The sequence below is a fragment of the Priestia megaterium genome, assembly GCF_041941685.1.
Lineage (GTDB): Bacteria > Bacillota > Bacilli > Bacillales > Bacillaceae_H > Priestia > Priestia megaterium_C.
Genome location: NZ_CP130958.1, coordinates 4,238,965 through 4,264,562 on the forward strand (window position 1 = coordinate 4,238,965; position 25,598 = coordinate 4,264,562).

Annotated in this window: 29 protein-coding genes and 1 pseudogene; 7 read left to right on the forward strand and 23 right to left on the reverse strand. The window is 38.9% G+C overall.

The genetic code is table 11. The features are described 5' to 3' along the window. Positions 1-7: 7 nt before the first annotated feature. The 11 genes from spoIIAB to Q5794_RS22495 all read right to left on the reverse strand — a co-directional run bounded on the left by spoIIAB (position 8) and on the right by Q5794_RS22495 (position 8,026). Positions 8-451 carry an anti-sigma F factor gene (gene spoIIAB / locus Q5794_RS22445; RefSeq protein ID WP_013084935.1) on the reverse strand — a complete coding sequence of 148 codons (444 nt, stop codon included), beginning with the start codon at positions 449-451 and terminating at the stop codon, positions 8-10. After that, entirely contained in the window at positions 451-801 is a 351-nt protein-coding gene (gene spoIIAA / locus Q5794_RS22450) for an anti-sigma F factor antagonist (protein WP_013084936.1), read from the reverse strand. The genes spoIIAB and spoIIAA overlap by 1 nt, the downstream gene beginning before the upstream one ends. Before the next feature lie 102 nt (positions 802-903). Continuing rightward, positions 904-2,070, reverse strand: coding sequence for a D-alanyl-D-alanine carboxypeptidase family protein (locus Q5794_RS22455; RefSeq protein ID WP_028410701.1), 1,167 nt, complete (start codon positions 2,068-2,070; stop codon positions 904-906). Positions 2,071-2,186: 116 nt separating this feature from the next. After that, positions 2,187-3,017 carry a purine-nucleoside phosphorylase gene (locus Q5794_RS22460; RefSeq protein ID WP_214984349.1) on the reverse strand — a complete coding sequence of 277 codons (831 nt, stop codon included), beginning with the start codon at positions 3,015-3,017 and terminating at the stop codon, positions 2,187-2,189. 16 nt (positions 3,018-3,033) lie between these two features. Continuing rightward, complete coding sequence (gene deoB, locus Q5794_RS22465) at positions 3,034-4,215, reverse strand: phosphopentomutase (protein WP_025750449.1); 1,182 nt, start codon at positions 4,213-4,215, stop codon at positions 3,034-3,036. Between the two features lie 196 nt (positions 4,216-4,411). Then, complete coding sequence (gene xerD, locus Q5794_RS22470; RefSeq protein WP_214984348.1) at positions 4,412-5,305, reverse strand: site-specific tyrosine recombinase XerD; 894 nt, start codon at positions 5,303-5,305, stop codon at positions 4,412-4,414. Between the two features lie 6 nt (positions 5,306-5,311). Then, entirely contained in the window at positions 5,312-5,539 is a 228-nt protein-coding gene (locus tag Q5794_RS22475; RefSeq protein WP_013059081.1) for a YqzK family protein, read from the reverse strand. Between the two features lie 194 nt (positions 5,540-5,733). Next, the gene (locus Q5794_RS22480; RefSeq protein ID WP_057243177.1) at positions 5,734-6,186 is read right to left on the reverse strand and encodes a Fur family transcriptional regulator; all 453 of its coding nucleotides are present in this window, start codon (positions 6,184-6,186) and stop codon (positions 5,734-5,736) included. Between the two features lie 112 nt (positions 6,187-6,298). Continuing rightward, positions 6,299-6,943 (reverse strand): stage II sporulation protein M, encoded by a 645-nt coding sequence (gene spoIIM, locus Q5794_RS22485; protein WP_014458293.1) that lies wholly within the window; start codon positions 6,941-6,943, stop codon positions 6,299-6,301. A 118-nt stretch (positions 6,944-7,061) separates the two neighbouring features. Continuing rightward, entirely contained in the window at positions 7,062-7,232 is a 171-nt protein-coding gene (locus Q5794_RS22490) for a hypothetical protein (RefSeq protein WP_214984347.1), read from the reverse strand. A 242-nt stretch (positions 7,233-7,474) separates the two neighbouring features. Beyond that, positions 7,475-8,026, reverse strand: coding sequence for an NUDIX hydrolase (locus Q5794_RS22495; RefSeq protein ID WP_013059084.1), 552 nt, complete (start codon positions 8,024-8,026; stop codon positions 7,475-7,477). Between the two features lie 71 nt (positions 8,027-8,097). Between Q5794_RS22495 and mciZ the strand changes: the two genes are divergently transcribed. Further along, complete coding sequence (mciZ, locus tag Q5794_RS22500) at positions 8,098-8,262, forward strand: Z-ring formation inhibitor MciZ (protein WP_013059085.1); 165 nt, start codon at positions 8,098-8,100, stop codon at positions 8,260-8,262. A gap of 93 nt (positions 8,263-8,355) precedes the next feature. Further along, on the forward strand, positions 8,356-9,273 hold the full coding sequence (locus Q5794_RS22505; RefSeq protein WP_374988443.1) for an aldo/keto reductase: 918 nt from the start codon (positions 8,356-8,358) through the stop codon (positions 9,271-9,273). 27 nt (positions 9,274-9,300) lie between these two features. Here the strand turns inward: Q5794_RS22505 and Q5794_RS22510 are convergent. The 4 genes and pseudogenes from Q5794_RS22510 to Q5794_RS22525 form a co-directional block, all read right to left on the reverse strand. Continuing rightward, positions 9,301-9,540 (reverse strand): annotated as a pseudogene (locus Q5794_RS22510) (YqkE family protein); the annotation flags it as partial. A 72-nt stretch (positions 9,541-9,612) separates the two neighbouring features. Then, positions 9,613-10,281 (reverse strand): 3-oxoacid CoA-transferase subunit B, encoded by a 669-nt coding sequence (locus tag Q5794_RS22515; protein WP_016765510.1) that lies wholly within the window; start codon positions 10,279-10,281, stop codon positions 9,613-9,615. 20 nt (positions 10,282-10,301) lie between these two features. Next, complete coding sequence (locus Q5794_RS22520) at positions 10,302-10,991, reverse strand: CoA transferase subunit A (RefSeq protein WP_013059089.1); 690 nt, start codon at positions 10,989-10,991, stop codon at positions 10,302-10,304. A 235-nt stretch (positions 10,992-11,226) separates the two neighbouring features. Then, the gene (locus Q5794_RS22525; RefSeq protein ID WP_013059090.1) at positions 11,227-12,414 is read right to left on the reverse strand and encodes an acetyl-CoA C-acetyltransferase; all 1,188 of its coding nucleotides are present in this window, start codon (positions 12,412-12,414) and stop codon (positions 11,227-11,229) included. 177 nt (positions 12,415-12,591) lie between these two features. Between Q5794_RS22525 and Q5794_RS22530 the strand changes: the two genes are divergently transcribed. Then, a complete protein-coding gene (locus tag Q5794_RS22530; RefSeq protein ID WP_214984345.1) occupies positions 12,592-13,488 on the forward strand; it encodes a hydroxymethylglutaryl-CoA lyase in 897 nt (298 codons plus the stop codon). Between the two features lie 68 nt (positions 13,489-13,556). Continuing rightward, complete coding sequence (locus tag Q5794_RS22535) at positions 13,557-14,468, forward strand: alpha/beta hydrolase (RefSeq protein ID WP_214984344.1); 912 nt, start codon at positions 13,557-13,559, stop codon at positions 14,466-14,468. Here the strand turns inward: Q5794_RS22535 and Q5794_RS22540 are convergent. Further along, complete coding sequence (locus tag Q5794_RS22540) at positions 14,465-14,803, reverse strand: iron-sulfur cluster biosynthesis family protein (protein ID WP_214984343.1); 339 nt, start codon at positions 14,801-14,803, stop codon at positions 14,465-14,467. The genes Q5794_RS22535 and Q5794_RS22540 overlap by 4 nt on opposite strands. Positions 14,804-14,933: 130 nt before the next feature. Here Q5794_RS22540 and Q5794_RS22545 point away from each other — a divergent pair, with 130 nt between their 5' ends. Then, positions 14,934-15,149 carry a CDGSH iron-sulfur domain-containing protein gene (locus Q5794_RS22545; RefSeq protein WP_013059094.1) on the forward strand — a complete coding sequence of 72 codons (216 nt, stop codon included), beginning with the start codon at positions 14,934-14,936 and terminating at the stop codon, positions 15,147-15,149. 73 nt (positions 15,150-15,222) lie between these two features. Here Q5794_RS22545 and Q5794_RS22550 read toward each other — a convergent pair whose 3' ends face one another. Together Q5794_RS22550 and Q5794_RS22555 are read right to left on the reverse strand one after the other, a co-directional pair. Beyond that, the gene (locus Q5794_RS22550) at positions 15,223-16,017 is read right to left on the reverse strand and encodes an SDR family oxidoreductase (RefSeq protein WP_214984342.1); all 795 of its coding nucleotides are present in this window, start codon (positions 16,015-16,017) and stop codon (positions 15,223-15,225) included. A gap of 23 nt (positions 16,018-16,040) precedes the next feature. Then, on the reverse strand, positions 16,041-16,997 hold the full coding sequence (locus tag Q5794_RS22555) for an MBL fold metallo-hydrolase (protein WP_214984341.1): 957 nt from the start codon (positions 16,995-16,997) through the stop codon (positions 16,041-16,043). A 268-nt stretch (positions 16,998-17,265) separates the two neighbouring features. Here Q5794_RS22555 and proI point away from each other — a divergent pair, with 268 nt between their 5' ends. Together proI and namA are read left to right on the forward strand one after the other, a co-directional pair. Next, the gene (gene proI, locus Q5794_RS22560; protein WP_013059097.1) at positions 17,266-18,114 is read left to right on the forward strand and encodes a pyrroline-5-carboxylate reductase ProI; all 849 of its coding nucleotides are present in this window, start codon (positions 17,266-17,268) and stop codon (positions 18,112-18,114) included. A 136-nt stretch (positions 18,115-18,250) separates the two neighbouring features. Then, positions 18,251-19,267, forward strand: a complete 1,017-nt coding sequence (gene namA / locus Q5794_RS22565) for an NADPH dehydrogenase NamA (RefSeq protein ID WP_214984340.1) — start codon at positions 18,251-18,253, stop codon at positions 19,265-19,267. A 27-nt stretch (positions 19,268-19,294) separates the two neighbouring features. On the opposite strand, the gene rnz is transcribed toward namA, so the two are convergent. The 5 genes from rnz to Q5794_RS22590 form a co-directional block, all read right to left on the reverse strand. Beyond that, entirely contained in the window at positions 19,295-20,224 is a 930-nt protein-coding gene (gene rnz, locus Q5794_RS22570) for a ribonuclease Z (RefSeq protein WP_214984339.1), read from the reverse strand. A 68-nt stretch (positions 20,225-20,292) separates the two neighbouring features. Continuing rightward, positions 20,293-21,651 carry an aspartate aminotransferase family protein gene (locus Q5794_RS22575; RefSeq protein WP_214984338.1) on the reverse strand — a complete coding sequence of 453 codons (1,359 nt, stop codon included), beginning with the start codon at positions 21,649-21,651 and terminating at the stop codon, positions 20,293-20,295. Positions 21,652-21,743: 92 nt separating this feature from the next. Continuing rightward, positions 21,744-23,213 (reverse strand): CoA-acylating methylmalonate-semialdehyde dehydrogenase, encoded by a 1,470-nt coding sequence (locus tag Q5794_RS22580; protein ID WP_050688178.1) that lies wholly within the window; start codon positions 23,211-23,213, stop codon positions 21,744-21,746. Between the two features lie 207 nt (positions 23,214-23,420). Next, on the reverse strand, positions 23,421-25,052 hold the full coding sequence (locus Q5794_RS22585; protein WP_214984337.1) for a PucR family transcriptional regulator: 1,632 nt from the start codon (positions 25,050-25,052) through the stop codon (positions 23,421-23,423). Positions 25,053-25,191: 139 nt separating this feature from the next. Further along, positions 25,192-25,383: a hypothetical protein gene (locus tag Q5794_RS22590; protein ID WP_013059103.1), complete on the reverse strand. Its 192-nt coding sequence runs from the start codon at positions 25,381-25,383 to the stop codon at positions 25,192-25,194. Positions 25,384-25,598 lie beyond the last annotated feature (215 nt).

Here is a 25,598-nt window from a genome sequence, read left to right on the forward strand (position 1 = left end):
AGTCTCCTTAATTACATAGCGCTTTACTATTTGTTAAGTGCTTTTTTAAATATAAGGTCGTACCTTCTAATACAGTTGACTCCACTCGAATTTCGTCCATAAAGTTTTCCATTATGGTGAAACCCATTCCAGAACGTTCTAGATCTGGTTTCGTTGTGTATAAAGGCTGTTTGGCTTCATCCACGTTATCGATACCAATTCCTTCATCACGAATCATCAGCTCGACTACACCGTCTTCATGAAGCGTCACAGAAATGTATACCACACCATCCGGATTGCTTTCGTAGCCGTGAATAATAGCATTTGTTACTGCTTCAGATACGACTGTTTTAATTTCTGTTAGCTCATCCATTGTTGGATCTAACTGCGTAATAAATGATGCTACCGTGACGCGGGCAAACGATTCATTTTGACTAAGCGCGGAAAATTGGAGGTTCATTTGATTTTTCATTATGCCACCCCCAATTTTTGAAGCGCGTTTTCTTCATTAGGTTCAAAACGAATAATTTTAAATAAGCCTGACATATTAAACAAACGTTCTACGGCAGGAGAAATAGCGCATACAACCATTTCCCCGCCGTTATTATGAACCTGTTTGTATCTCCCTAAAATAACCCCCAAGCCAGAGCTGTCCATAAAGGTTAAATGCTGTAAATTTAAAATCAAATGGCTGATAGATTCCTTCTCTATCGCTTCGGTGATTTTGCTTCTTAGCTCTTCTGCCGTATGATGATCTAATTCTCCTGTTAATCGAACCAACAAGACATCTTGTTTGAATTCCAATTCAATCGAAAGACTCACTATACAAACCTCCTCGGAAATCTTATAGTCAGTCTTTCGCTACCGACAGAATAGAATCCTTCTCACCGACAAAACTAGTTCTATTTCGTCACATTTAGCTGTTTAAGATGTTTGAGAGAAAATAGAGAATGTACGTTTGAATATCTTCCACCAAGAAGCAGCATCGATATCTTCTTTTGCAAGAAGCGGTGAAGAACTAACTACTTTGTTATCCTTCTTAATGGTCAACGTTCCAATTTTGTCGCCTTTTTGAATAGGCGCATTTAGCTTCTCGTTCATTTTCACTTCTGTTTTAACGTCTTTGGCTGCATTTCCTTTTTTCAATAAAACAGAAATAGGCTCGGACGTAACAGCTGTTACCTGATCTTCGCTACCCTTGTTTACATCTATCTTGGTAATAACGTCTCCTTTTTTGTATAAAGGCTTCGTTGTATATTGACTGAATGCGTAGTCTAACATTTTGGTTACTTGATTATTGCGATCTTTTGGCGTGCTTGCACCGAATACAACCGCTAACACACGCATATTTCCTTTTTTAGCGGTAGCTGTCAGGCAATACTTAGCTTGACCTGTAAATCCCGTTTTGAGTCCATCAACGCCGGGATAAAACTTCACTAAGCGATTTGTATTTACTAACCAAAACTTCTTATCTGTATCCGTGCGCAAATAAGCTTCGTATTTACTTGTATAGTTAATAATTTTTTCATACTTTAGCAGCTCTCTGCCCATCATGGCCATATCATGAGCTGTACTATAGTGATTTTCTACGGGCAGGCCTGTCGGATTTTGAAATTTTGTATGAGTCAAACCAAGCTCTTTCGCTTTTTGGTTCATCTTTGCTACAAATTTTTCTTCTGATCCAGCTAAATATTCAGCCATTGCCATAGAAGCATCGTTACCAGAACCTATGGCAATCCCTTTTAGCAAATCATTTACCGTCATTTCTTCTCCGGGCTCTAAAAAGATTTGTGAGCCTCCCATTGAAGCGGCATATTCACTTGCCCGCACTTTATCTTTTAAGGTAATTTTCCCTTTATCCAAAGCCTCCATAATTAAAATCATTGTCATAATTTTAGTCATACTGGCAGGGGGAAGTTCTTGATTACTATTTTTTTCGTATAGAATTTTTCCTGTATCCCGTTCAATTAAAATAGCTGACCTAGCACTGTCAGCAAGCTCAGAATTCTTTTTTTCTGCGGCTAAAACAGGTTGCGTCATAAGTGGAAATAAAAATATGACAACGAGTAACTTTACAATAGTTCGCTTCATCTCCACAAACCTCCATTCTTTATACAACCTATTTTTTCCAAGGTATAATCGATTTATACTATGGGAAATAAAAAAAGCATCGAGAAATTCTCGATGCTTGAAGTCATATTTTCTTCTTATCTTTGATAAGCTGGAAGCTGCTTTACTACTTCTTTTACAAGCGATAAAAACTGCTGTTTTACTTTTTCAGTCGTTTCAATCACTTCTTCATGATTTAACGGCTGATCTAAAATGCCAGCTGCCATATTAGAAATACAAGAAATACCTAGTACTTTCATACCTGCATGGCGTGCCACAATAACTTCAGGCACTGTAGACATACCGACCGCGTCTCCCCCGATAATGCGAAGCATGCGCACTTCAGCAGGCGTTTCATATGTTGGACCTGTATTTCCTACATATACACCTTCTTGTAAGGCGATATTTAAATCAGCTCCTACTTTCTTCGCTAATTGACGAAGATCCTTGCAGTAAGCAGTTGACATATCCGGGAACCTCACTCCAAAATCAGAGTCATTAGGTCCAATCAAAGGGTTGGTTCCAAAGTTATTAATATGATCAGAAATAATCATTAAGTCTCCTGGATTAAAGGATTCGTTCACTCCACCTGCGGCATTCGTTACAATCAACGTTTCTACCCCGATTTCTTTCATTACGCGCACTGGAAATGTTACTTTATCAAGGGTGTACCCTTCATAAAAGTGAAAACGTCCTTGCATAGCTACAACCGGTACGTCATGAATAGTACCTATTACTAATTGACCTGCGTGACCTTCAACTGTTGAAACCGGGAACTCAGGAATGTCGTTATACGGAATTTTTACCGCGCCTTCAATTTCTTCAGCTAATACCCCTAGTCCAGAACCTAAAATAAGCCCAATTGTTGGTGTAACAGCTGATTGATTTTTAATATATGTTGCTGCTTTTTCAATATATTCTTTTTTCATACTCCATTCCCCCTGCTTAATTCAACTCTTTTAAAAAACTTTTTCCATGCTTAGGCATTGCTACGCCAAAATTTTCTGCTACCGTTGCGCCAATATCCGCAAACGTTTGACGAATAGAAAGTTCTTTTCCTTCTTGCATGCCTTTATTGTACACAAGAAGCGGCACGTATTCACGCGTATGGTCTGTCCCATGATGAACAGGGTCATTTCCATGATCCGCTGTAATAATTAATAAATCATCTTCTTTTAATAAATCAAATACTTCTTCTAAGCGTGCATCATATTCTTCAAGTGCTTGCCCATATCCTTGTGGATCGCGGCGATGACCATAGAGAGCATCAAAATCAACTAAATTTAAGAAGCTTAAGCCTGTGAAGTCCATGTTTAATGTATCAACTAGCTTATCCATGCCGTCCATATTCGATTTGGTACGAAGAGATTTTGTTACCCCTTCTCCGTCGTAAATATCAGAAATTTTACCGATAGCAATAACATCGATATCATTGTCTTTTAATTCATTCATTACTGTACGTCCAAAAGGCTTTAATGCATAGTCATGACGATTGGATGTACGTGTAAAGTTACCTGGTTCACCTAAAAACGGGCGAGCGATAACACGTCCAATCATATATGGATCATCAAGCGTTAATTCACGAGCAATCTCACAAATTTTATACAATTCATCAATTGGAACAATTTCTTCATGAGCAGCAATTTGCAAAACAGAATCCGCTGATGTATAGACGATTAAGTCACCTGTTTCCATATGCTGTTTTCCTAGCTCATCCAAAATTTCTGTACCAGACGCTGGTTTGTTCCCAATGATTTTTCGACCTGTTTTTTCTTCTAATTGTGAAATCAGCTCTTCTGGAAATCCATCTGGAAATACATTAAAAGGCGTATCAATATTGAGACCCATAATTTCCCAATGACCTGTCATTGTATCTTTTCCTGCAGAAGCTTCCTGCATTTTTGTATAGTAAGCCAACGGTTTTTCGGCTTTATCGATTCCTTTAATTTCACGGATATTGCTTAGGCCAAGCTTAGCCATATTGGGCATATGAAGACCGTTGCAGTGCTCTGCAATATGACCAAACGTATCAGCACCTTTATCATTGTATTTTTCAGCATCCGGTGATTCACCGATACCCACTGAATCCATGACAATTAAAAATACGCGTTTATATGTATGCGCCATTTTATTCCCTCCAAATATCAATTTATTTATTCTCTATAAAATTCCCGTTTGGAAATAATTTAACCATCTTCTCTTATTGGTCAGAAGTCTGACCTCTCTATTAGTATAGACGCTTTTTATTTTTTTGTACACATGAATGAAAGTGTTTTCAATCAAAAAACCAATGTCTATGAACTCATTGGACATTGGAATCTTCCTACGCTCGCGGATGAAACTGATTGTATACATCTTTTAAACGTGTTTTTGTAACATGTGTATAAATTTGAGTGGTCGAAATATCCGCATGCCCGAGCATTTCTTGAACGGCTCTCAAGTCCGCGCCGTTCTCTAACAAATGAGTAGCAAACGAATGCCGTAACGTATGAGGAGTTAATTCTTTTTCAATTTTTGCTTCAGAAGCTAACTTTTTTAATATTTTCCAAAACCCCTGCCTTGTTAAACGCCTTCCGTGATGATTAACAAAGAGTGCTTTGTCCTGTTCCTTTTGCTTTGTTAAAACACTCCGGCTATGCTGTAAATACTCTTCGATAGCCTCCGTTGCCAACCTTCCTATGGGGACAATTCTTTCTTTATTCCCTTTTCCGATACAACGAATAAATCCCATCGTCAAATGTGCATCATCAATATTTAAGTTAACGAGTTCAGACACACGAATTCCAGTAGCATAAAGCAACTCAAGCATCGCTTTGTCTCGTATGCCAAAAGGCGTCGAAGTATCAAACACATTTAACAGCGCCTCTACTTCTTCTGCATTTAGCACTTTTGGCAGCTTGCGCTCAAGCTGCGGGGTATCAATATGAACGGATGGATCTGTATCCGCTGCTTTTTCTCTTAGTAAGAATTGATGAAAAGATCTAGTTGAAGCTACATGTCTCGCAATCGTTTTAGATGACTTTTGCTGATCACTTAAATATTTCAGAAAATTAACGATGTGGAGTCTTGTTACTTCATTAAATGATTTCAGCTGCTCTACATGCTCTAAATATTGAGCATACTTTTTTAAATCTCGTTCATACGAATCAATCGTATTTTTCGCCAGTCCCCGTTCTACTACTAAATAATGAATAAAATCTTGAATTTGATCATTCAATAGCCTCTACTCCCCGTTTTGATAAAACATAAATAAACGCTCTAGCCACGTCTGATCTTTGTTCACACTTGCTTGCATGACCTTAACTGCTGAACCCGAAGGCTCATCATAACGTTTATAATTTTGATACTCTTGAGATACCCATATCATTCCAAAATAAAACAAAAGAGTAAACCCGGTAAATAAGATAAATACTTTACATGTATTATATACCATTTCAGCCCATGATTTCATGAAACAATTCCTCCAATTTTTGATTCTATTAGAAGATATGCCAATTGGGACAGGTTTTATACATGTTTCTTGCCTTTATACGCTGAGCTCTCTCCTGGTCATTTCCTTTCTTTCTATAAAACCATGTAGCTTATAAACTCGTTATTTTTTTATTTATGTACAACAAAAAACCTTCTCCATTAGGGAAAAGGCTTTTACTGCTTGTCTTCTTTATCGTGACAGCGATGGCAAATGCCATGAAATGTCAAGCGGTGATCTTTAATTTTAAAATTCCATTGCTTTTCCACAATTTCTTCAACGTCTTCAAGCAAATCTTCTTGAATTTCGTCCACAGATCCACATTCCATACACACAAGGTGATGATGAAAGTGTGCGGCTCCTTCTTGTCTTAAATCGTAGCGAGAAACGCCATCGCCAAAGTTTATTTTATCAACAATTTTAAGTTCAGTTAACAATTCTAACGTACGATAAACAGTTGCCAATCCAATTTCCGGAGACTTTTCCTTGACGAGGAGATATACATCTTCGGCACTTAAATGATCCTCTTCATGTTCAAGAAGTACTCTTACAGTCGCCTCACGTTGAGGTGTCAATTTATAGCTAGCTGAGTGCAACTGCTGCTTAATTCGCTCAATTCGACTTTCCATAATTATTCCCTCCCTCGCCATTCACTAATCCATTATATCAGATGTGCCGAGGGTGTCAAAATAAAGTTATTATTAATAAGAAAAAAGAATTCTTTTTATTTAATACTTATTCTTACTTATTTAATAGAGCCATTACACTTTTCATTAAAGTAGGTGATACGTAGGCTTCAACTGTAGCTGCACAGGCAACCAAACATACCATTGCAATCATCGTGCCGCTATAGCGTAAAAAGGATGCGGAAATAGGCTCCGCTGCTTTTTTAAAGAACTGCTGCCGCACAAGCTTCAAAGAAAAGGCAACTGAAGCTGCAGACAAGATCAGAAATGCCGGTATGAGAAAGATATTTTGCGGCATAACAGATACAAAAGATAGCGCAAACCCAGAGAGTCCCATTTGATTGACTAAAAAGCCTACGGTAAAACCAATCACCATTCCTTTTAAAAACAGCAGAATTAACACTACAGGTAAACCAATAATGGCGATTCCTAATATCCAAATGAGCCCCAAGTATTTAACATTGTGAAAAAAACTTTGCTGAAACATTTCAACGCTGCTTGCTACTTCTCCACTCTTTACCTGTCCGAAAAACCGGTTTAAATAGAAGTACAGGTCTTCTTTTTGATCAAGCGTCAAACTATTTACAACAATAGCCCCAAAAATGATTCCCATTAAAAACAGCACGGTCACAAACAAATAAATAGAACTGTTTTCTTGAAAATGTCTTGCATACGATAATGGCAATTGTTTTTTTCTCATCGTCTTCCTCCTATTAATCGCTTAATAGAGTGTATGATAGAGTACAAAAACTATGCCAAGAATCTTTTGAATCTATCAAATAAAAAAAGAGAATGAGACATAATGAAATCAATCCAATCTAAATAAGAACAAATGAGATAGTATGGATGGCTTGTGACACCGCTGTTGATTTCCATGCAAGGCTTCGCTTTCCACGGGTAGCCGGTGAGCCTCTTCGTCGCGTACGCTCCTGCGGGATCTCACCTATTCCGCTTTTCCCGCAGGAATCTTCGCCTTGCCCTCCAATCAACCGCTAGAACCAACTATATAAATGAAATCTACATTCACCATCACCTTAAAAAAATCCGAACGAATTTGATTCTCCATCAAGAATCTCTATTCATCGTTCGGATTTTCCTTCAACTAAAATATGGTTGCCACACATTTTTTTAAGTTAGAGATACACGCATGCCTTTTTTTCTCACATCAAATGACGTTTCAATGTAAACTTCTAAATTGCTAGATTGCCGTTCGTATGTAAAAAAAACTCTCTTACTCTCCTAATCCGCTTTTTAACTGTAAGTACTGCACAGCATAGGCTGTTTTTGCATCATAAATTTCCTTGTTTTGAATAAGAGTAAGGGCCTCATCTACTGTAACTTCCATCACTTCAACAAATTCATCTTCGTCTAATTCCGCTTTGGTGGTCATCACTTTTAAATCTTCCGCTAAATAAAGGTGAACCAACTCATCCGCAAAACCTGGTGATGTATAAAAAGAAATAATATGGCTAAGCGAATCCGTCGTATAGCCTGTTTCTTCTTCTAACTCACGTTTTGCCGTCACAATCGGCTCTTCTCCTTTTTCTAGCTTGCCGGCTGGAATTTCGACTAAAATACGATCCATCGGCCTGCGGTACTGTTTGACCATAACCATTTTATGATCGCTTGTTAACGCAATGACAGCTACGGCTCCAGGGTGCTTAACTACTTCTCTTGTACTCGTTTTTCCGTTTGGAAGCTCTACTTCTTCTAAGTACAAATCAATCACTCTGCCTCCAAACAGCTTTTCAGAAGACAGCATTTTTTCTGTTAAATGATCCATTTTCTACACCTCGTTCTATTTTTTTGACTCTTACATATATTCTATCATACGAATCTTGGGAGGTAGAAAAAATGAAAGTTTATGTTCACGAGAAGCAAATCATTTTGGTCGGTAAAGCATGGGAAATCAAGCAAAAGTTAAAAGAATACGGCGAACAATTTCAGTATGTTGATGAGTGGACGAACGCTATCTCTCAAAATTTTAATTCTTATAAACAAGCAGACTGCAGACACTAATTGTGCTGCAGTTTTTTAATCTTCTTATTTGAGTTTCTATCTATCATAGCGCTACAATAGATAGAAACAAGTAAAAAATAAGGAGTGACATATATGAAAAAAAGACGCTTAGGTACTTCAGACTTGCTCGTCAGTACATTAGGTTTAGGGTGCATGTCTCTTGGAACGGAACAAAAACACGCTGTCAATATGATTGATGAAGCTCTCGAATATGGCATTAATTATTTCGATACAGCAGATTTATATGATTTTGGCTTAAACGAGGGGTTTGTGGGACAAGCCCTAAAAAAACGCAGAAATGATATTATTTTAGCCACAAAAGTGGGGAATCGCTGGAATGATGCAAAAGACAGCTGGACGTGGGATCCGTCTAAGGTTTACATAAAAGATGAAGTAAAAGAAAGCCTGCGCCGTCTTCAAACGGATTACATCGATTTATATCAGCTGCACGGAGGGACCCTCGAAGATAATATTGAGGAAACGATTGAAGCATTTGAAGAATTAAAACAAGAAGGCGTCATTCGCTACTATGGTATTTCATCTATCCGGCCAAATGTGATTCGAGAGTATGTGCAAAACTCTTCTATTGTCAGCGTCATGATGCAATACAGCTTGTTAGACAGACGACCTGAAGAAAGTGCACTTCCTCTTTTACATGACAACTGCATTAGCGTTGTAGCCAGAGGTCCAGTAGCCAAAGGGCTGCTAACCGACAAAGGAGAGCAAAAGCTTGCTGCATTCGAGGGCAAGGGCTACTTAGATTATAGCGGTACGGAATTAGCAAAAACGATAGAAGAATTTCGTCACGTACGACCAACTCACTCTCTGAATTCAACGGCACTTCAATACTGTTTAGCTAATCCTACGGTAGCCTCGGTTGTAGCAGGAGCAAGCTCTTCTTCACAGCTTCGCGAAAACGTCAAAGCTATCGAGGCTTCCCCGCTTCAGCCTACTGAAATTAGCAAGCTGCAATCGATCTTTAAAGCAAATCATTATGAAGCTCACCGTTAAAAAATAAAAGCGCCTTTATCGGCGCTTTTATTTTTTAAATTCAGACCAGTTCAAATCACTTTCATTTAACAGTTCTTCAAACGACTTATTTTTTTCTTTTTCTTTTCGAATTTGAGCAGCTTCTTTACGCTCTGTTTCTTTCTGCTCTTCTTCTTTTAAAGAAAGCGCCTGTTTTTTAGCTTGAAGCTGTTTTAATAAGCTATCATTTAGCTGATCTTTGATACTGAGCTGATCATTTTGTTTTTGTGCTGATTGTTTTTGCTTTTTTTAGCCATCACAATTCCCCCGCTACTTTAATTGAGAGATATTGTATCATATTCTTGCTTTTGTTACCAAAAATCAAAATGCATCTAGTTTTACATGTTCATCAATGATTAAAGTTGGCTCTGTAGATTGTTGAATATCTTCTACCGTATAGCCTTTCGCTACTTCAACAAGCTTTAGACCTTCTGCCGTAATATCAATGACCGCCCGATCTGTAATAATACGATCCACTACCTCTTTTCCTGTCAGAGGGAGGCTGCACTCATTTAAGATTTTAGGCTCATCTTTTCTCGTCACGTGTTCCATAATAACAATGATGCGCTGTGCTCCGTGAACTAAATCCATTGCACCGCCCATTCCTTTAATCATTTTTCCAGGAATCATCCAGTTTGCCAAATCACCAGTTTTTGAGACTTCCATTCCTCCTAAAATCGCAATATTAATGTGCCCTCCGCGAATCATTCCAAACGATTCAGCACTATCGAAATAAGAGGCGCCTTTTGTCGCCGTTACGGTTTCTTTACCTGCATTAATTAAATCAGGATCTACTTCTCCTTCTTTCGGATATGGTCCAATTCCTAACAGACCGTTTTCAGACTGAAGCACCACCGTTTTATTATCTGAGATATGATTAGCCACAAGCGTTGGAATACCAATTCCAAGGTTTACATAAAATCCGTCCAAAATTTCTTTTTCAGCACGTTTTGCAATTCGCTCTCTCACGTTCACGCCGTTTTCAATCATGAAAAATCTCTCCCCTTTTGTTATTTTTGAACGGTTAAACGCTCAATACGTTTTTCTTGTTCACCAATAATTAACGATTGAACATATACACTAGGTGTGTGGATAATATTTGGATCAAGTGAACCTGTTGGGTGAAGTTCCTCAACTTCTGCTATCGTCACTTTTCCTGCTGCTGCAATCATTGGGCTGAAATTGCGCGCTGTCTTGTTATACACTAAGTTCCCCATATGATCGGCTTTCCAAGCTCTAACCAAACTAAAATCAGCTTTTAACGCCTCTTCTAGTAAATATTCTTTTCCATCAAACACGCGAACTTCTTTTCCTTCAGCAATGGGTGTTCCCACTCCCGCTGGTGTATAAAATGCAGGTATGCCCGCTCCGCCGGCGCGAATCTTTTCAGCTAGCGTGCCTTGAGGTAGCAATTCTACTTCAATTTCTCCTGACAATACTTGTCTTTCAAACTCTTTATTTTCTCCCACGTAAGAACCAATCATCTTTTTAATTTGTTTGTTTTTCAGAAGCAGTCCAAGTCCCCAGTCGTCTACGCCGCAGTTATTTGAAATTACGGTTAAATCTTTTACCCCTGTTTCAACTAACGCTAAAATCAAATTCTCCGGAATTCCACATAAACCAAAACCACCGACCATAATCGTAGCACCGTCGTGAATATCTTTCACCGCTTCTTTAAACGACGTATGTACTTGTTTCATACATAACCACCCCTTCGTTATTTTTGAAAACGCTTTCTAATCCATTATAAAAGATTTTTATTTCTTTTTAAATATATATATAACTGAAAATTATAATTTAATCATTTTTTTGTCAAAAAAGTTATATTACTAGACAAATTAAAGGAAAAACAAAAACGCCACGAGTTCCAAAGCTGTATGTTTGGAATCTGTGGCGTTGTGATATAGCTTTAATATTTGTTAAAACTATATCAAATTAAGGACGTTCAACGATTGTTGCAACGCCTTGGCCTCCGCCAATACATAACGTTGCTAACCCAAGTTTTGCGTCGCGTTTTTGCATTTCATGAATAAGTGAAACTAGGACACGTGTACCACTTGCACCAATAGGATGTCCAAGCGCAATTGCTCCACCGTTCACATTTAAAATATCATGATTAAATTGAAGTTCACGATCCACAGCGATTGACTGTGCAGCGAATGCTTCGTTTGCTTCTACTAATTGAACATCTTCTAATGAAACAGCAGCTTTTTCCAGCGCCTTTTTCACTGCGCTTACAGGACCGATTCCCATAATGCTTGGGTCTACTCCGGCAGTTGCATTAGCTTTAATTGACACTAATGGTGTTAGGCCTAACTCGTCTGCTTTTTTACGGCTCATTACCACTACTGCCGCTGCACCGTCATTGATACCAGATGCATTACCAGCTGTTACAGAACCGTCTTTTTTGAAGGCTGGACGTAGTTTCCCTAGACTTTCAGCCGTTGTGCCTGCGCGCGGGAACTCATCTTGTTCAAAAATAGTTACTTGACCTTTTCTTCCAGGCACTTCTACTGGCACGATTTCATCTTTGAAACGACCAGATTGAATAGCTGCTTCTGCTTTTTGCTGACTTGAAGCTGCAAACGCATCTTGTTCGTCACGAGTAATTTCATATTTATCACACAGATTTTCAGCTGTAACGCCCATATGGTAGTCGTTAAATGCACACCATAATCCATCTTGAATCATGCTGTCGACTACTTTTTGATCGCCCATTTTAAACCCGTTGCGTGCATTTTTTAATAAGTATGGTGCTTGGCTCATGTTTTCCATTCCACCAGCAACAATCACATCAGCATCCCCAGCAAGAATCGCTTGTGTAGCGAGATGTACTGCTTTTAGTCCTGATCCGCATACTTTATTGATGGTTAATGCTGAAACAGTTTCAGGTAAACCTGCTGCTAAAGTTGCTTGTCGTGCTGGATTTTGTCCTAAACCTGCTTGTAGGACATTTCCCATGATAACTTCATCTACTTCGTTTGCTGATACCCCTACTTTGTTTAAAGCTTCTTTAATTACAGTACCACCTAAAGTTGTTGCGGATACATTTTGTAAGCTTCCCCCAAAGCTGCCGATTGCTGTACGTACAGCGCTTACAATGACTACTTCTGTTTGACCCATGTCGAAAACCTCTCCTTACTGTTTGATTACTGTGATTAACTGTCACCTGTATTAATTTCGACATCGCTTGCGAAATTCCTCTTTTTTTGTAAAAATTTATAATTTTTATTGAATTTTAATTTTTTAGAATTAAAATAAATATTAGTAAGCGTTTACAATGTAGGAGGAGAGCGGTTTATGGGGTTTCCTGAAAAAGTAACAATTATAGAAGTTGGTCCACGAGATGGACTTCAAAATGAAAAAAATTTTGTTTCAACTGAAAAAAAAATTAATTTTATCAAAAAATTAAAAGAAGCTGGACTATCCGAAATCGAAATTACATCCTTTGTTTCTCCAAAATGGGTTCCTCAAATGAAAGATGCTTCTACTGTTGCAGATACATTTCAGCCTGATACATGCCGAAACATTGTGCTTGTGCCGAACCAAAAAGGCTTGGAAAAAGCACTACAAGCTAATTGCCGCTCCGTTGCGCTTTTTATTGGCGTAAGCAATACCTTTAATCAAAAAAATATTAACAAAAACACCAAAGAAGCTGTACAAACGCTGCTTCCTCTCATTCAGCAGCTCAAGCAGCAAGAATGTTTTATTCGAACTTGCATTTCCACCGCCTTTTATTGCCCGTATGAAGGAAAAATACACGAACGCGACGTGCTGGCTCTTTGCGAAAGCTTTGTGGAAGCTGGAGTGAATGAACTAAGCGTTGCCGATACAATTGGTATGGCAAACCCTAAAGATGTATTTTCACTTTTCTCGAAATTAAAACAAAACTTTCCACACACCCTACTTGCTGCGCACTTTCACGATACGAGAGGATTAGCCATTGCAAATATCTATGCAGCTCTGCAAGCCGGTATTAACAGGTTCGATTCATCCGCTGGCGGGTTAGGTGGATGTCCATTCGCTAAGGGAGCAACGGGAAACGTAGCTACGGAAGATCTCGTCTTTATGCTTCATGAAATGGGTATTTCCACTTCTATTAATGAAGAAAAGCTGCTCGAAGCGGTCGCTTTTATCGCTCCTCACATTTCAAGACCGATTGAAAGCAAGCAATACTCTTTATTTGCACAGCGTTAAAAATTAGGTTTTTATGAGAGCGATGCTATAATAAATAATAGCTATATTAATAAAAGGAGCCGCTAATCATGAAAAAATGGCTATTATTAATAGGAAGTGTTTTCGGAGCATTTGCCGCTCTTGGCATCTTTTTTACAAATCAAATGATGTACATCCGTAAAAAGACCGACAAAGTTATTATTGACCGCGATACGGAAGATGGCTTTTATGATGAGAAAGTCTATAGCACTCTTCCTAAAGAAGCCTTTGTGCTTCCTTCTTCTTTAGGCTATAACATAGCTGGGACCGTTATCAAACAACACGACAATAACCGATTTATGATTCTTTCGCACGGAGTTACAGTTCATTCACTCAACTCTATGAAGTATGCTCGGCTTTTTCTAAAGCTTGGATGGAACGTCGTTCTTTATGATCATCGCCGCCACGGCAAGTCTGAAGGGAAAACAACGAGCTACGGCTATTATGAAAAGCTGGACCTTCAATCCGTTGTTCATTGGGTAAAAGAACAATTCGGTTCAACTATTTCCCTTGGGATTCACGGGGAGTCTATGGGAGCTGCGACCACTCTTTTGTATGCTGGAATGGAAGACGGAGCTGATTTTTATATTGTCGACTGCCCTTTTTCTGACTTGGAAGAACTTCTTGCCTATCGCTTAAAACAAGATTTCCACCTGCCCAAACAGCTTGTGATGCCAGCAGCTAATATTATTTTAAAATGGCGAGAAGGCTACTCATTTAAAGACGTATCACCCATTTCAGTCGTAGATCAAATCAAACATCCTGTTCTGTTTATCCATAGTAAAGAAGATGACTATATTCTTCCTAAAATGACGGAGCAGCTGCATGCCAAAAAAATGGGAGCAAAACGGATGTATTTAGCACCTGTAGGCACTCATGCCCGCTCGTATGCTGATAACCCAGAGGAATATGAACAAGTTATTGAATCATTTTTAGAAAAAATACAAAAAGAAGCGCTTTAAAGCGCTTCTTTTGTTTTATCGATAAATGACATGCGCGGATTTAAAATTTGAGAAGGACATTTTAGCATAAACGCATTTGCACTTTCATTGTAGTCAATCGTCATATTATCATCTAAAAATACTTGCTTTGTTTTTTCGACAAGAACAGGAACAAAATTCGTCTCGATGGTTACATCATCGCTCTCTTTTTCATCAACAATCCATAGCGTCGTTACGCCGCTCACGACACAGCCGCATCCATCCGTATCGTATTTTAATTTTAAATATAGTGAAGAATCTTTCCCGTACTTTTCTTGTACTTTTGCTATCGCTTTATCAGTAAAGGTAATATTCATTTTCCTTTAACTCCTTTTAAACTAATTGTATAAACAAACGAAAATTGCTTATATAATGAGTATAATACACATCTCGCTTTCATTAAACTCTGGCGCTTCATATAGATGTGTACAAAAAGGAGGTTTTTTTATGTCAAAAGTACAAATTAAAGTAATGGATAACGGCTCTTTCCGTGTCACTGGAGACGTTGAATTAATTGATGCAGACGGCAACAAATTTGAAACAAAGCCGACATTTTCACTATGCCGATGTGGCCAGTCGCAAAAGATGCCCTTTTGCGACGGAAATCATAAAGGAAAATTCGACTCTTGTGTGCGCGCTGCAAAAATTTTAGACGAGCAGTAGATTCATAGAAATACAGCATTACTGAACGAAACCGTTAACGAAAAACATTGGTAACCTGTGGTTAAAGCACAGGTTATTTTCTATTGAACGCATCCCCTGCCAATTTTTCTACGAGCCCCGGGGCAAGCTGATACATCTTCGAGCCTATATTCATCCACTTAGGCAAGTTGACTTCTCGTTTTGGTTTCCCAATAATATCGACCGTTTTTTCAGCTACGTATTGAGGGGTTAACATAAACTTTTCTACACTTTTTTCATAGTTTCCTGATTGATCTGCTATTGAAAAGAAGTTGGTTTGAATAGGACCTGGATTCACTGCCGTTACATAGATATGTGTTTTCGCTAATTCCATCCGCAGGCTGTTGGTAAACCCTAGCACGGCATGTTTAGAAGCTGAATAGCCACTGGATTTAGGCGTTGCAAGTTTGCCTGCTTGAGAAGCAATGTTAATAATATGTCCTTTGTTTTCTTTTAGCATATAAGCTAAAATTTCTTGTGTACATGCAATTAATCCAATAACATTGACTTGAAACATTGAGGCAATTGTCTTAATCGATGCTTCTTTCACTTCTTCAAATACACCAAAGCCTGCATTATTAATCAGGACATCAACACGCTTAATTTCACTCATCATTTTCTGAACGACTCTTTTGACTTCCTCTACGTTCGCTACGTCAGCTTTGTATATGTAAGAGGTAATCCCATACTTTTGACTAATTTGCTCGGCTACTCGGTGCAGCTTTTCTTCTGTACGTGCCAGTAAAACGGGGACGCCCCCTCTTTTGGCCACTTCATAAGCTAAATGCTCTCCAAGACCTCCTGAAGCGCCTGTAATCACGACATATTGGTTCTTTAACGAGGATTTCAAATATAACACACCTTTTTTATAAGTTAAGAGCACACAGAATAAATAAGCTTACTTTCTTTTTCATGTGTACTGATTTTATTTGCATCTTCTAAAAAATCGAGCTGACCAATTGTTTCAGAAAGAGTTAGCCCTAGTTCTTTTTCATAAATAGTAGGAAATAGCTGTTTGCAAATATCAAACGCTGTTTGAGGGCGTTCTTTTATCATGCTAAGCACTTTATCCGCTCGGTCGCTCTGCTTTTGTAACCGCTCTTGTACAAGTTCGCGAACATGTAACACTTCATCTCCATGACCTGTATAGATACAGTTTATCTCTAAATCAAGCAGACGTCTTAATGAATGATTATATTGAAGAAGCGTTTTAGGTCGCTCGCCGCTTGGTTTCATAGGAGGTTCAATGAGTGGATTAGATGAAATATGCTTTAACAGTAAATCTCCTCCAATCATAACCGCTGTTCTTTCATTGTATAATGCAATATGGCTTTGAGCATGACCGGGTACTTCAAGTACTTTCCAACTCTCTAGGCCCGGAATGTAATCTCCTTCCTGCACAGAAGTTGTAAGAGAACGATGACATGAATATTTCATTGATGCTTTTAAACGTTTTAAATAAGAGCGAAACCTTTCATCTACGCCGGCTTTCATAAAGTGGTCTTCAAAAAACGCATCGTACCACTCAAAAAAATCTGGATTTTGGGAGATCCAAGGCTGATTTTTCGCATGACCGACTATGGCGATATCTTTATCAAAAAAATCAAGCATTCCTACGTGATCAGGATGGTGATGAGTTAGGACAACTTGCTTAATATCATCTGGTTTTAATCCTATTTCATTAAGCTTTTCTTTAAATACAGACCACGCCGCCTCCGTTTTAATACCAGCATCGATTAGCGTAACGGTCTGACCTTTTATAACAAAAACATTCACATCTCCTACCGCAAAAGGAGTAGGCAGCACAATTTTATATAATTGCTCATTCATCTGTATTTTTGCTCCTTTACCATCGCATTTTCTTTTAAGTTTACACGATTTTTCCTGTTATTTATACAATTGCATTCGTTTTCTGAAAATTACATTGACATCCTTCTCTTTTTCATTGCATAATGACAGAAATATAGTGAAGTTTTATTCATATCTTTAGATAACTATGCATTTTATAAAGAAGAGATACACAAACACAAACCTTTAACAGATACTGAAATCTCAGTATCTGTTTTCATTGGATAGCAAATGACTGGAGGAACTTTTAATGAAAACGGATTTAAACATCGCCTTTATTGGAGCTGGATCAATGGCTGAAGCTATGATCTCAGGGCTGCTGTCAGATAAAAAGCTTCGCCCCAATCAAATCACCGTAACAAATCATAGCAACGATAAAAGACTTCACGAACTTCGAAACGCCTATGAAATTAACATTACGCGTAATCATGCCTTGTTAATCGAAAAAAGCGATATCGTCGTGCTTGCTATTAAACCAAAAGACGTAGCGGAAAGCATCGATACGATTAAGTCCTATATTCGTCCGCACCACCTCGTTCTCTCTGTTTTAGCAGGTGTATCGACTGCCACAATTGTAAACTTGTTTGACCAAGAAGTAGCGGTTGTAAGAGCTATGCCAAATACATCGGCCTCTATTGGATTATCGGCTACAGCCATTGCACCCGGCAAGTTTGCTACAGCAGAGCATATGAACGTTACTACTGCTTTATTTGAAACGATTGGTACGGTTACAACTGTAGAGGAAGAGCAGCTTCACGCTGTAACAGGACTATCTGGAAGCGGCCCAGCGTATGTCTACTATCTAGTAGAAGCAATGGAAAAAGCAGCTGAAAAACAAGGCTTGGATACGTCAGTGTCAAATGAACTAATTCTTCAAACTCTTATCGGTGCTGCAGAAATGCTAAAACAGTCACCTAAAACGCCAGCCGTACTTCGAAAAGAAGTGATGAGTCCGGGCGGCACAACAGAAGCAGGAATCGAACAGCTTATTTCTCATAACTTCCAAGAAGCCATGATGCAGTGTATTGAACAAGCTACAATTCGCTCCAAATATTTAGGAGATACGATTGACGAAAAAATCTCGAGTAAACGTTCGTAGAGGTTCACCTCTTTCTAAAAAAAGAAAGAGGTTTTTTATGATTAAAAATGGATAAGCAGATTATGTGAAAGAAAATTCAATGCGGTGATATAATAACTTTTGTTTAGAGTATCGAAATAATTGGAGGTTAAACCGAATGACAACAAAACTATTTTCACCTTATACAGTGAAAGATGTAACATTAAAAAACCGAATTGTAATGTCGCCAATGTGCATGTATTCATGCGAAAAGGAAGACGGCGTAATAACCGACTTTCATATGGTTCACTACACAACTCGTGCGGTTGGACAAGTAGGTCTCATTATGGTTGAAGCCTCAGCTGTCGTGCCACAAGGTCGTATTTCAGCTCAAGACCTGGGAATTTGGAATGATGAGCAAAGAGATGGATTAACGAAACTTGTGACACAGCTAAAAGAAAACGGTGCAAAAACGGCCATTCAACTTGCACATGCAGGACGTAAAGCAACTGTTGAAGGCGATATTTATGCTCCTTCCGCTATTGCTTTTGATGATAAAAGTAAAAAACCTGTGGAAATGACCACAGAACAAATTCATGAAACGATTTCTGCCTTTAAAGAAAGCGCTCGACGTTCAAAAGAAGCTGGGTTTGATATTATCGAACTTCACGCGGCACACGGTTATTTAGTACATCAATTTCTATCACCGCTAAGCAATAAACGCAGCAACGAATATGGCGGCAGCGCAGAAAATCGCTATCGTTTCTTAAAGGAAATTATTGAAGCTGTGAAAACAGAGTGGGACGGCCCTTTATTTGTCCGTGTTTCTGCTTCTGACTATACAGAAGGCGGATTAACAGTCGATGATCACGTTGCATTTGCAAAATGGATGAAAGAACAAGGCGTCGACTTAATTGATGTTAGTTCCGGAGCTCTTGTACACGCTCCAATCAACGTATACCCTGGCTATCAAGTGCCGTTTGCAGATAAAATTAAGCAGCAGGCAAATATTGATACAGGCGCAGTTGGATTAATTACAACTGGACGACAAGCAGAAGAGATTTTACAAAGCGAACGCGCTGATTTAATTTTTGTTGCGCGCGAACTTCTGCGTGATCCGTACTTCCCGCGCACGGCGGCAAAAGAACTAAATGAAACAATTTCAGCACCCGTGCAGTACGAACGCGGATGGTAAAAAAAGACGAGGATACCCTCGTCTTTTTTATGAAATCGTAAACCTTTTCAAGTCTTCTGCTACGTCGGTATTCGGAAAAATTTCTTTTGCTCCTTCTGCTAGCCGGCTGACTGCGTCTCCTTGGTAACGCGAACTAATATGAGATAAAATAAGACGCTCGGCCGATGCTGTGTTAGCGATTTCAGCAGCTTCTTTTGCAGTAGAATGAAAATAGTTGTAAGCGAGCTCCTCGTCTCCCGCTGCAAAAGTAGCTTCATGGATTAACACATTCGCATGCATAGCAAGCTGAACACTTTGCATGCACTTTCTTGTATCTCCTAAAACCGTGATAACCTTCCCTTTTTTAGGCTCTCCTACAAATTCTTGACCATTAATAAGGCGCCCATCTTTTAATACTACTTCTTTCCCTTCTTTTAACTGCTGATAATGAGGCCCCGGGGGAATATTCATCTCTTTTAAACGCTGAACGTCCAGTGATCCTGGCAAATCTTTTTCGACAACTCGATATCCATAAGATAAAATGCCATGTTCAAGCTTGCCAAACTCCACTGAAAAAGTTTCATCTTCAAAAATCGTTCCACTTTCACTTTCCTCTTCTATTTCAACAATCTCTAGAGGATATTGCAGATGAGTTTGACTTACAGCCAGCGTGACTTTAATAAATTCTTTAATTCCTTTTGGCCCGTATACAGTAAGCAGCGATTCTCCGCCTTGAAACGAACGGCTTCCAAGGAGTCCAGGCAATCCGTAAATATGATCACCGTGAAGGTGCGTAATAAAAATTTTCTCAATTCGCCTCGGTTTAACGGTTGTATGTAAAATTTGATGCTGCGTTGCTTCTCCACAATCAAAAAGCCACACCGCCCCTCTTTCTTGCAAAAGTTCGAGCGCAAGAGATGAAACATTCCGCTGTTTCGCCGGTACTCCTGCACCCGTTCCTAAAAATAACAATTCCATTTTCTACTTCCTCCTTCACACGCACAAAAAGCCTGTAAGTATATTATACAGGCTTTTTGCAAACTTACCTATTTGATGCTGTCAAGCGCATACGTAATAGTAGCTAATAACAGCTCAATATCATTTTCCTCAATGTTGAGAGGCGGCGAGAGCGTGAGAACATTATTATAGCCGGCCACCGTTGCTCCATTTTTCCCAATAATGACTCCTTTGGTTTTGCATTTAGCAATCACTTCATTTACAAGATTAACGTCTAGCGGTTCCTTCGTTTGTTTATCAGCTACAAGTTCAATTCCAATTAAAAGCCCTTTACCTCTTACGTCTCCAACGTATGGGTGGCTATCAATAAGCGGCTTTAGCTCACTTAATACGTAAGCCCCAATCTGTTTAGAACGACCAAAAAGATTTTCTCTCTCCATAATTTCTAAATTCTTTAATGCCAGTGCACACGCAGCTGGACTTCCTCCAAATGTATTAACATGGCGAAAATACTCGTACTGATCGCTATCTTTGAACGCTTCATAAATTTCTTTTTTAACAGCAGTTGCAGAGAGCGGAAGATATGCGCTTGTAATTCCTTTTGCCATGGTAATGATATCTGGTTTTACATCGTAATTCATAAAACCAAAGGCTTCTCCTGTACGTCCAAAGCCGCAAATAACTTCATCTGCAATTAAAAGTGCACCGTGTTTTTCACACGTTTCTTTTACGCCTTTCATATAATTTTGAGGCGGTAAAAGAATTCCTCCTCCTGTAATAATTGGCTCCATAATAACAGCGGCAATCGTTTCACTTAGCTCCCACGTCATAACATTGTCAATATCTTTTACAGATTGAAGCTTTTCTTTCGGTGCATCGTAGTCATCTTGCCCTCGGTACGAATCAGGCGGGGCAACGTGAATAAAGCCAGGGGCAAGCGGTTCATATTTATATTTACGCTGAGCTTGGCCCGTTGCTGCTAGTGCGCCCATTGAATTTCCATGATACCCTCGGTAACGCGAAATAAATTTGTAGCGAGAATGCTCTCCTTTTTGCTGATGGTACTGACGCACAATTTTAAAAGCCGTTTCATTTGCTTCAGATCCGCTATTTGAAAAGAAGATAACATAGTCATCACCTAGCATTTCATTTAGCTTCTCTGCCAGTTTGATAGCAGGTACGTGAGATTGAGTGAGTGGAAAATAAGCCAGTTCTTTTAGCTGCTCATAGGCTGCGAGCGCTAATTCATCCCGTCCATACCCAGTATTTACACACCAAAGCCCTGCCATTGCATCTAAATAGCGATTTCCTTGTTCATCTGTAATCCAAGCACCTTTTGCTTTTGTAGCTACCATAGTTGCATCCGGACTGTATGGTTTCATTCCATGCCATACATACTGCTCATCTTTTGCACGCAGATCTTTTTCATTTTGACTGACCTGTACCATCTTATCCACTCCCAAATCGCTAGCGCGGTATTTTTCCTGTATGAAAAGACTTCGACAAAATGCCGAAGCCACTTGCTATATTCATCTATATGTTAAAAGTCAAAGCGTGATGTAACCATCTTTTTACGTGTAAAGAAGTTCAAACCATCTTTGCCGTTGACATGCAAATCTCCGTAAAAAGAGTCTTTCCAACCGGAGAATGGGAAGAAGGCCATTGTAGCAGGTACTCCTACGTTAATACCGAGCATACCCGCATCTGCTTCTTCTCTAAATTGACGCACCGCTTTTGCATCTTTTGTATAAATCGTTGCTCCATTTCCAAAACGAGATTTTTCCATATAGCGAAGTGCTTCATCTAATGTGTCAGCGCGAAGCAAGCTGAGTACAGGTGCAAAAATCTCTTCTTTAGCAATGGTCATATCAGGAGTTACGCGGTCAAAAATTGTTGCCCCTAAGAAGTTGCCTTCCGTATGTTCATCCATTTCTTTACGTCCGTCACGAATGAGTTCAGCCCCTTCTTTCATGCCAAGTTCAATATAATCCAGCACCTTATCACGGTGCTCTTTTCGAATCACAGGCGTTAGAAGCACTTCATCATCAAATCCGCTTCCCATAATTAATTCATCTGCTTTTTGCTTTAATTTTGCGACGAATTCATCGCCTTTTTCACCAACCACGACCACAGCGCTGCAAGCCATGCATCGCTGGCCGGCACTTCCATAAGCCGAGCTGATAATATGTGATACCGCTTTATCCATGTCGCAGTCTGGCATCACAACATGATGATTTTTAGCTCCAGATAAAGCCTGAACTCGTTTCCCTTGAGCAGCAGCTTGTTCATAAACATATTTTGCTACCGGCTGCGATCCGACGAATGAAATCGCTTTAACTTTTTCATGCTCTATTAATCCGTTCACGACGTCGTGTGCCCCGTGCACAATATTTAATAATCCATCCGGTGCTCCTGCTTCTGTAAAAAGTTCAGCAAGTCGCGTTGCTAAAAGCGGTGTTCGCTCAGACGGTTTTAATACAAACGCATTTCCACATACAATTGCAAGAGGGAACATCCAAAGCGGTACCATCATCGGAAAGTTAAAAGGTGTGATGCCGCCAACGACACCCAGTGGAAAACGGAACATCTCAGAATCAATTTCTTCCGCTATGTTATTTAATGATTCCCCCATTAATAAAGTAGGAGCACCCGCGGCAAACTCCACGCATTCAATACCGCGCTGTACTTCACCGTAAGCTTCTTTAAAAGCCTTGCCGTTTTCTTGTACCACTAATTTAGCTAACTCTTCATGATGCTTAACTAGTAAATGCTGAAACGCAAACATTAATCTTGCTCGTTTTGGAGCAGGAACGTTACGCCATGTTTCAAATGTTTTTTGAGCTGTTTCCACCGCATTGGCTACGTCTTCTTTTGTAGAAAGCGGTACTTTTGCAATGACTTCGCCCGTCGATGGATTAATTACCTCTCCAAATTTTTCCCCTGCCGTATCAACCCATTTTCCGCCCACGTAATTTTTTAAAACTTGCGTATCATTATTCACAACTGACATATCGCTTGGCCTCCTCAAAAAATAAGAAATGACAAATCTACCTTTATTATTGAATAAATAAATGGTGGTTGCATTAGACAAAATGTGAAACAACTCTAGATTCTCGTTTCACATTTTGCGCAGTGAACTCGGAGAAAGCATGAACTAAAATGAACATATAGTAAAATCAGCCTCAACATAAAAAAACAGCTGTTTCCAGCTGCTTACTTATCCGTTTATAAATTCCGCGCGCGACTTTTTCATCATAAACAAATATTCATATGCCATAATCATAAACTCAATTGCCAGTCGTTTTTCCGGCTCCATAAAGTCTTCACCCAGCAGCTTTTCTAGTTTTTCGATACGGTGATACAGCGTTTGCCGGACAATGTATAAACGCTTAGCCGTCTCTTGTTTAGATCCGTTGCATGCTAAATAAATTTTTAATGTTTCCATGAGTTTTGCATTATACGTTTCATCATATGTAATAACGGGCTGCAGATATTCAAACACCACTTCCTGTAAGTCTTCATGCTGATGTAAAAGCGAAATAATCCGGTACATATGCAAATCATCATAAAAATGAATAATGGTTTGTTTTTGCAACATTTCTTGAATCGAAATCGTTTCTTTAGCCGTTTCATAGCTTTTATGCATGCAGTCAAGCTGTTCACAGTATTGGCCAATTCCGATAAAGCTAATGGCGTTCCTCTTTGAATTTTCATCCGATTCATATTGATTCATCCAGCGATGAAGGCTGTTTTCTAATCTCTCTCTCCACGTGCTAACCATTCGTTTGTTCAAAAGAATAAATAATACTTCGCGATTTCGCTCGGAGACTAATAAGTGAAAGCCTTCTTGTTCAAAAATGCTTCGCAAGATCAGCTTAAAATACGTTCGATCAAACTTATCCCGCCTTTGCCACTTACAGCAAACAACGACACCTCCGCGAATAGGCGAATCTGAACACACTTCGTGCATAGAGTCTTTTATTTGTTCAAGAGTTAACTCTCCGTTCATCCATTTCGTCATCCATTCGGTTTCATCTACTCTTTTTTTCTCTTCGACATACAGGTCCTTCAAAAAATGCTGAGCAAGTGCAGTCGCCGTTCGGTCAACGGTGAGCACTTCAAGTTCTGTTAACGCTTCATTTATAGAAGCAACATACAGCTGAGCATAATCTTGTCCTAATAAATGAATAGGCTGCTCAGTAAAATGCGGACTTTCATTTTCCCTGCTTATATAATGAAGTAGAAGCTGCTGTTTGAGCAAGTCCATCTCCGGAGCAAAGGTAAGCAATTCATTTGAAACTTTAAGGCCGACAAGAAGCCCCGTAGATTCATATAAACACTGTAAGATGAGGGCCGGGTCATTAACTGTTAACAGCAGCTGATTTAGCCTATGAGAATACTGTTCTAAATCGGAAATCATTTGATAGTGCTGATTAATTAAAAGCGAGTGAACATCTTGCGTAATTTCAACGAACGGAACTTCCTCGTGAAATAAAATAATCGGAAAATCACATTCGTTCGCTTTATCAATTACAATTTGCGGAATCTTAGAAGTATAAGTGCCAAGTTCAATACACAGTCCTGATGCCTTACAAGAAATTAATTGCTGAAGAAATGATAAACAAGATTGAGAATCTTCTCCCCAGCCTACCCCTGTTGATAAAATGAGCTCGTTTCCTTTTAGTAGCTCATTAATGCGCGTCACTTCCATCACGTGCACCCACTTCACAGAATTAGTAAGCCCTTTCTCTCCAGCTATTACTTCACAGTTTACAAAATGTTTCCTTGTTAAAATCTCTGTTACTGTTAAATATGATTTCAAGTCAACACCGCCCCTAGCGAATTTCACATCATGTCTCCTGGATCATTAACGCGTATTTCGCATATGTGTAGAACAAAAGCTATATCTTCTTACATTATATTAAATATTTAGAAGAAATAAAATATTTAATGAAAGAAACGAAAAAAGCTGTAACGATAATGGATCGTTACAGCTTCTGAGCTGTTTGCTGTAATTTATTAAAAAAACCGTGGCGTTTAACCGCTTGTTCTTTAATTCGGTGAATTTCTTTTTTATAAAAACGCAAATCTTGTAGTGACACTGCATTTAACATTTCCATTTTTAATTTATCAATAATTTTTGTTTCTTCCTGTGTCATACACTGCGTAGCTTGATCCATCCGTGTCACACCCTTTTCGTATTTAATAGATTTAGTTTGAAAACGTTCTACTATAATATTTACTACAATTTACTAGATAACTAAACCTTTTCTCTTTCGATGTAAACGAAATGTAACAACTGTAATACAGTGAATGGATAATATCTAGTTATTTTGTTTCACATCCAAAACGAAAAAAACACAAAAACGGATCACTTTTGTCAGCCAATATAGTA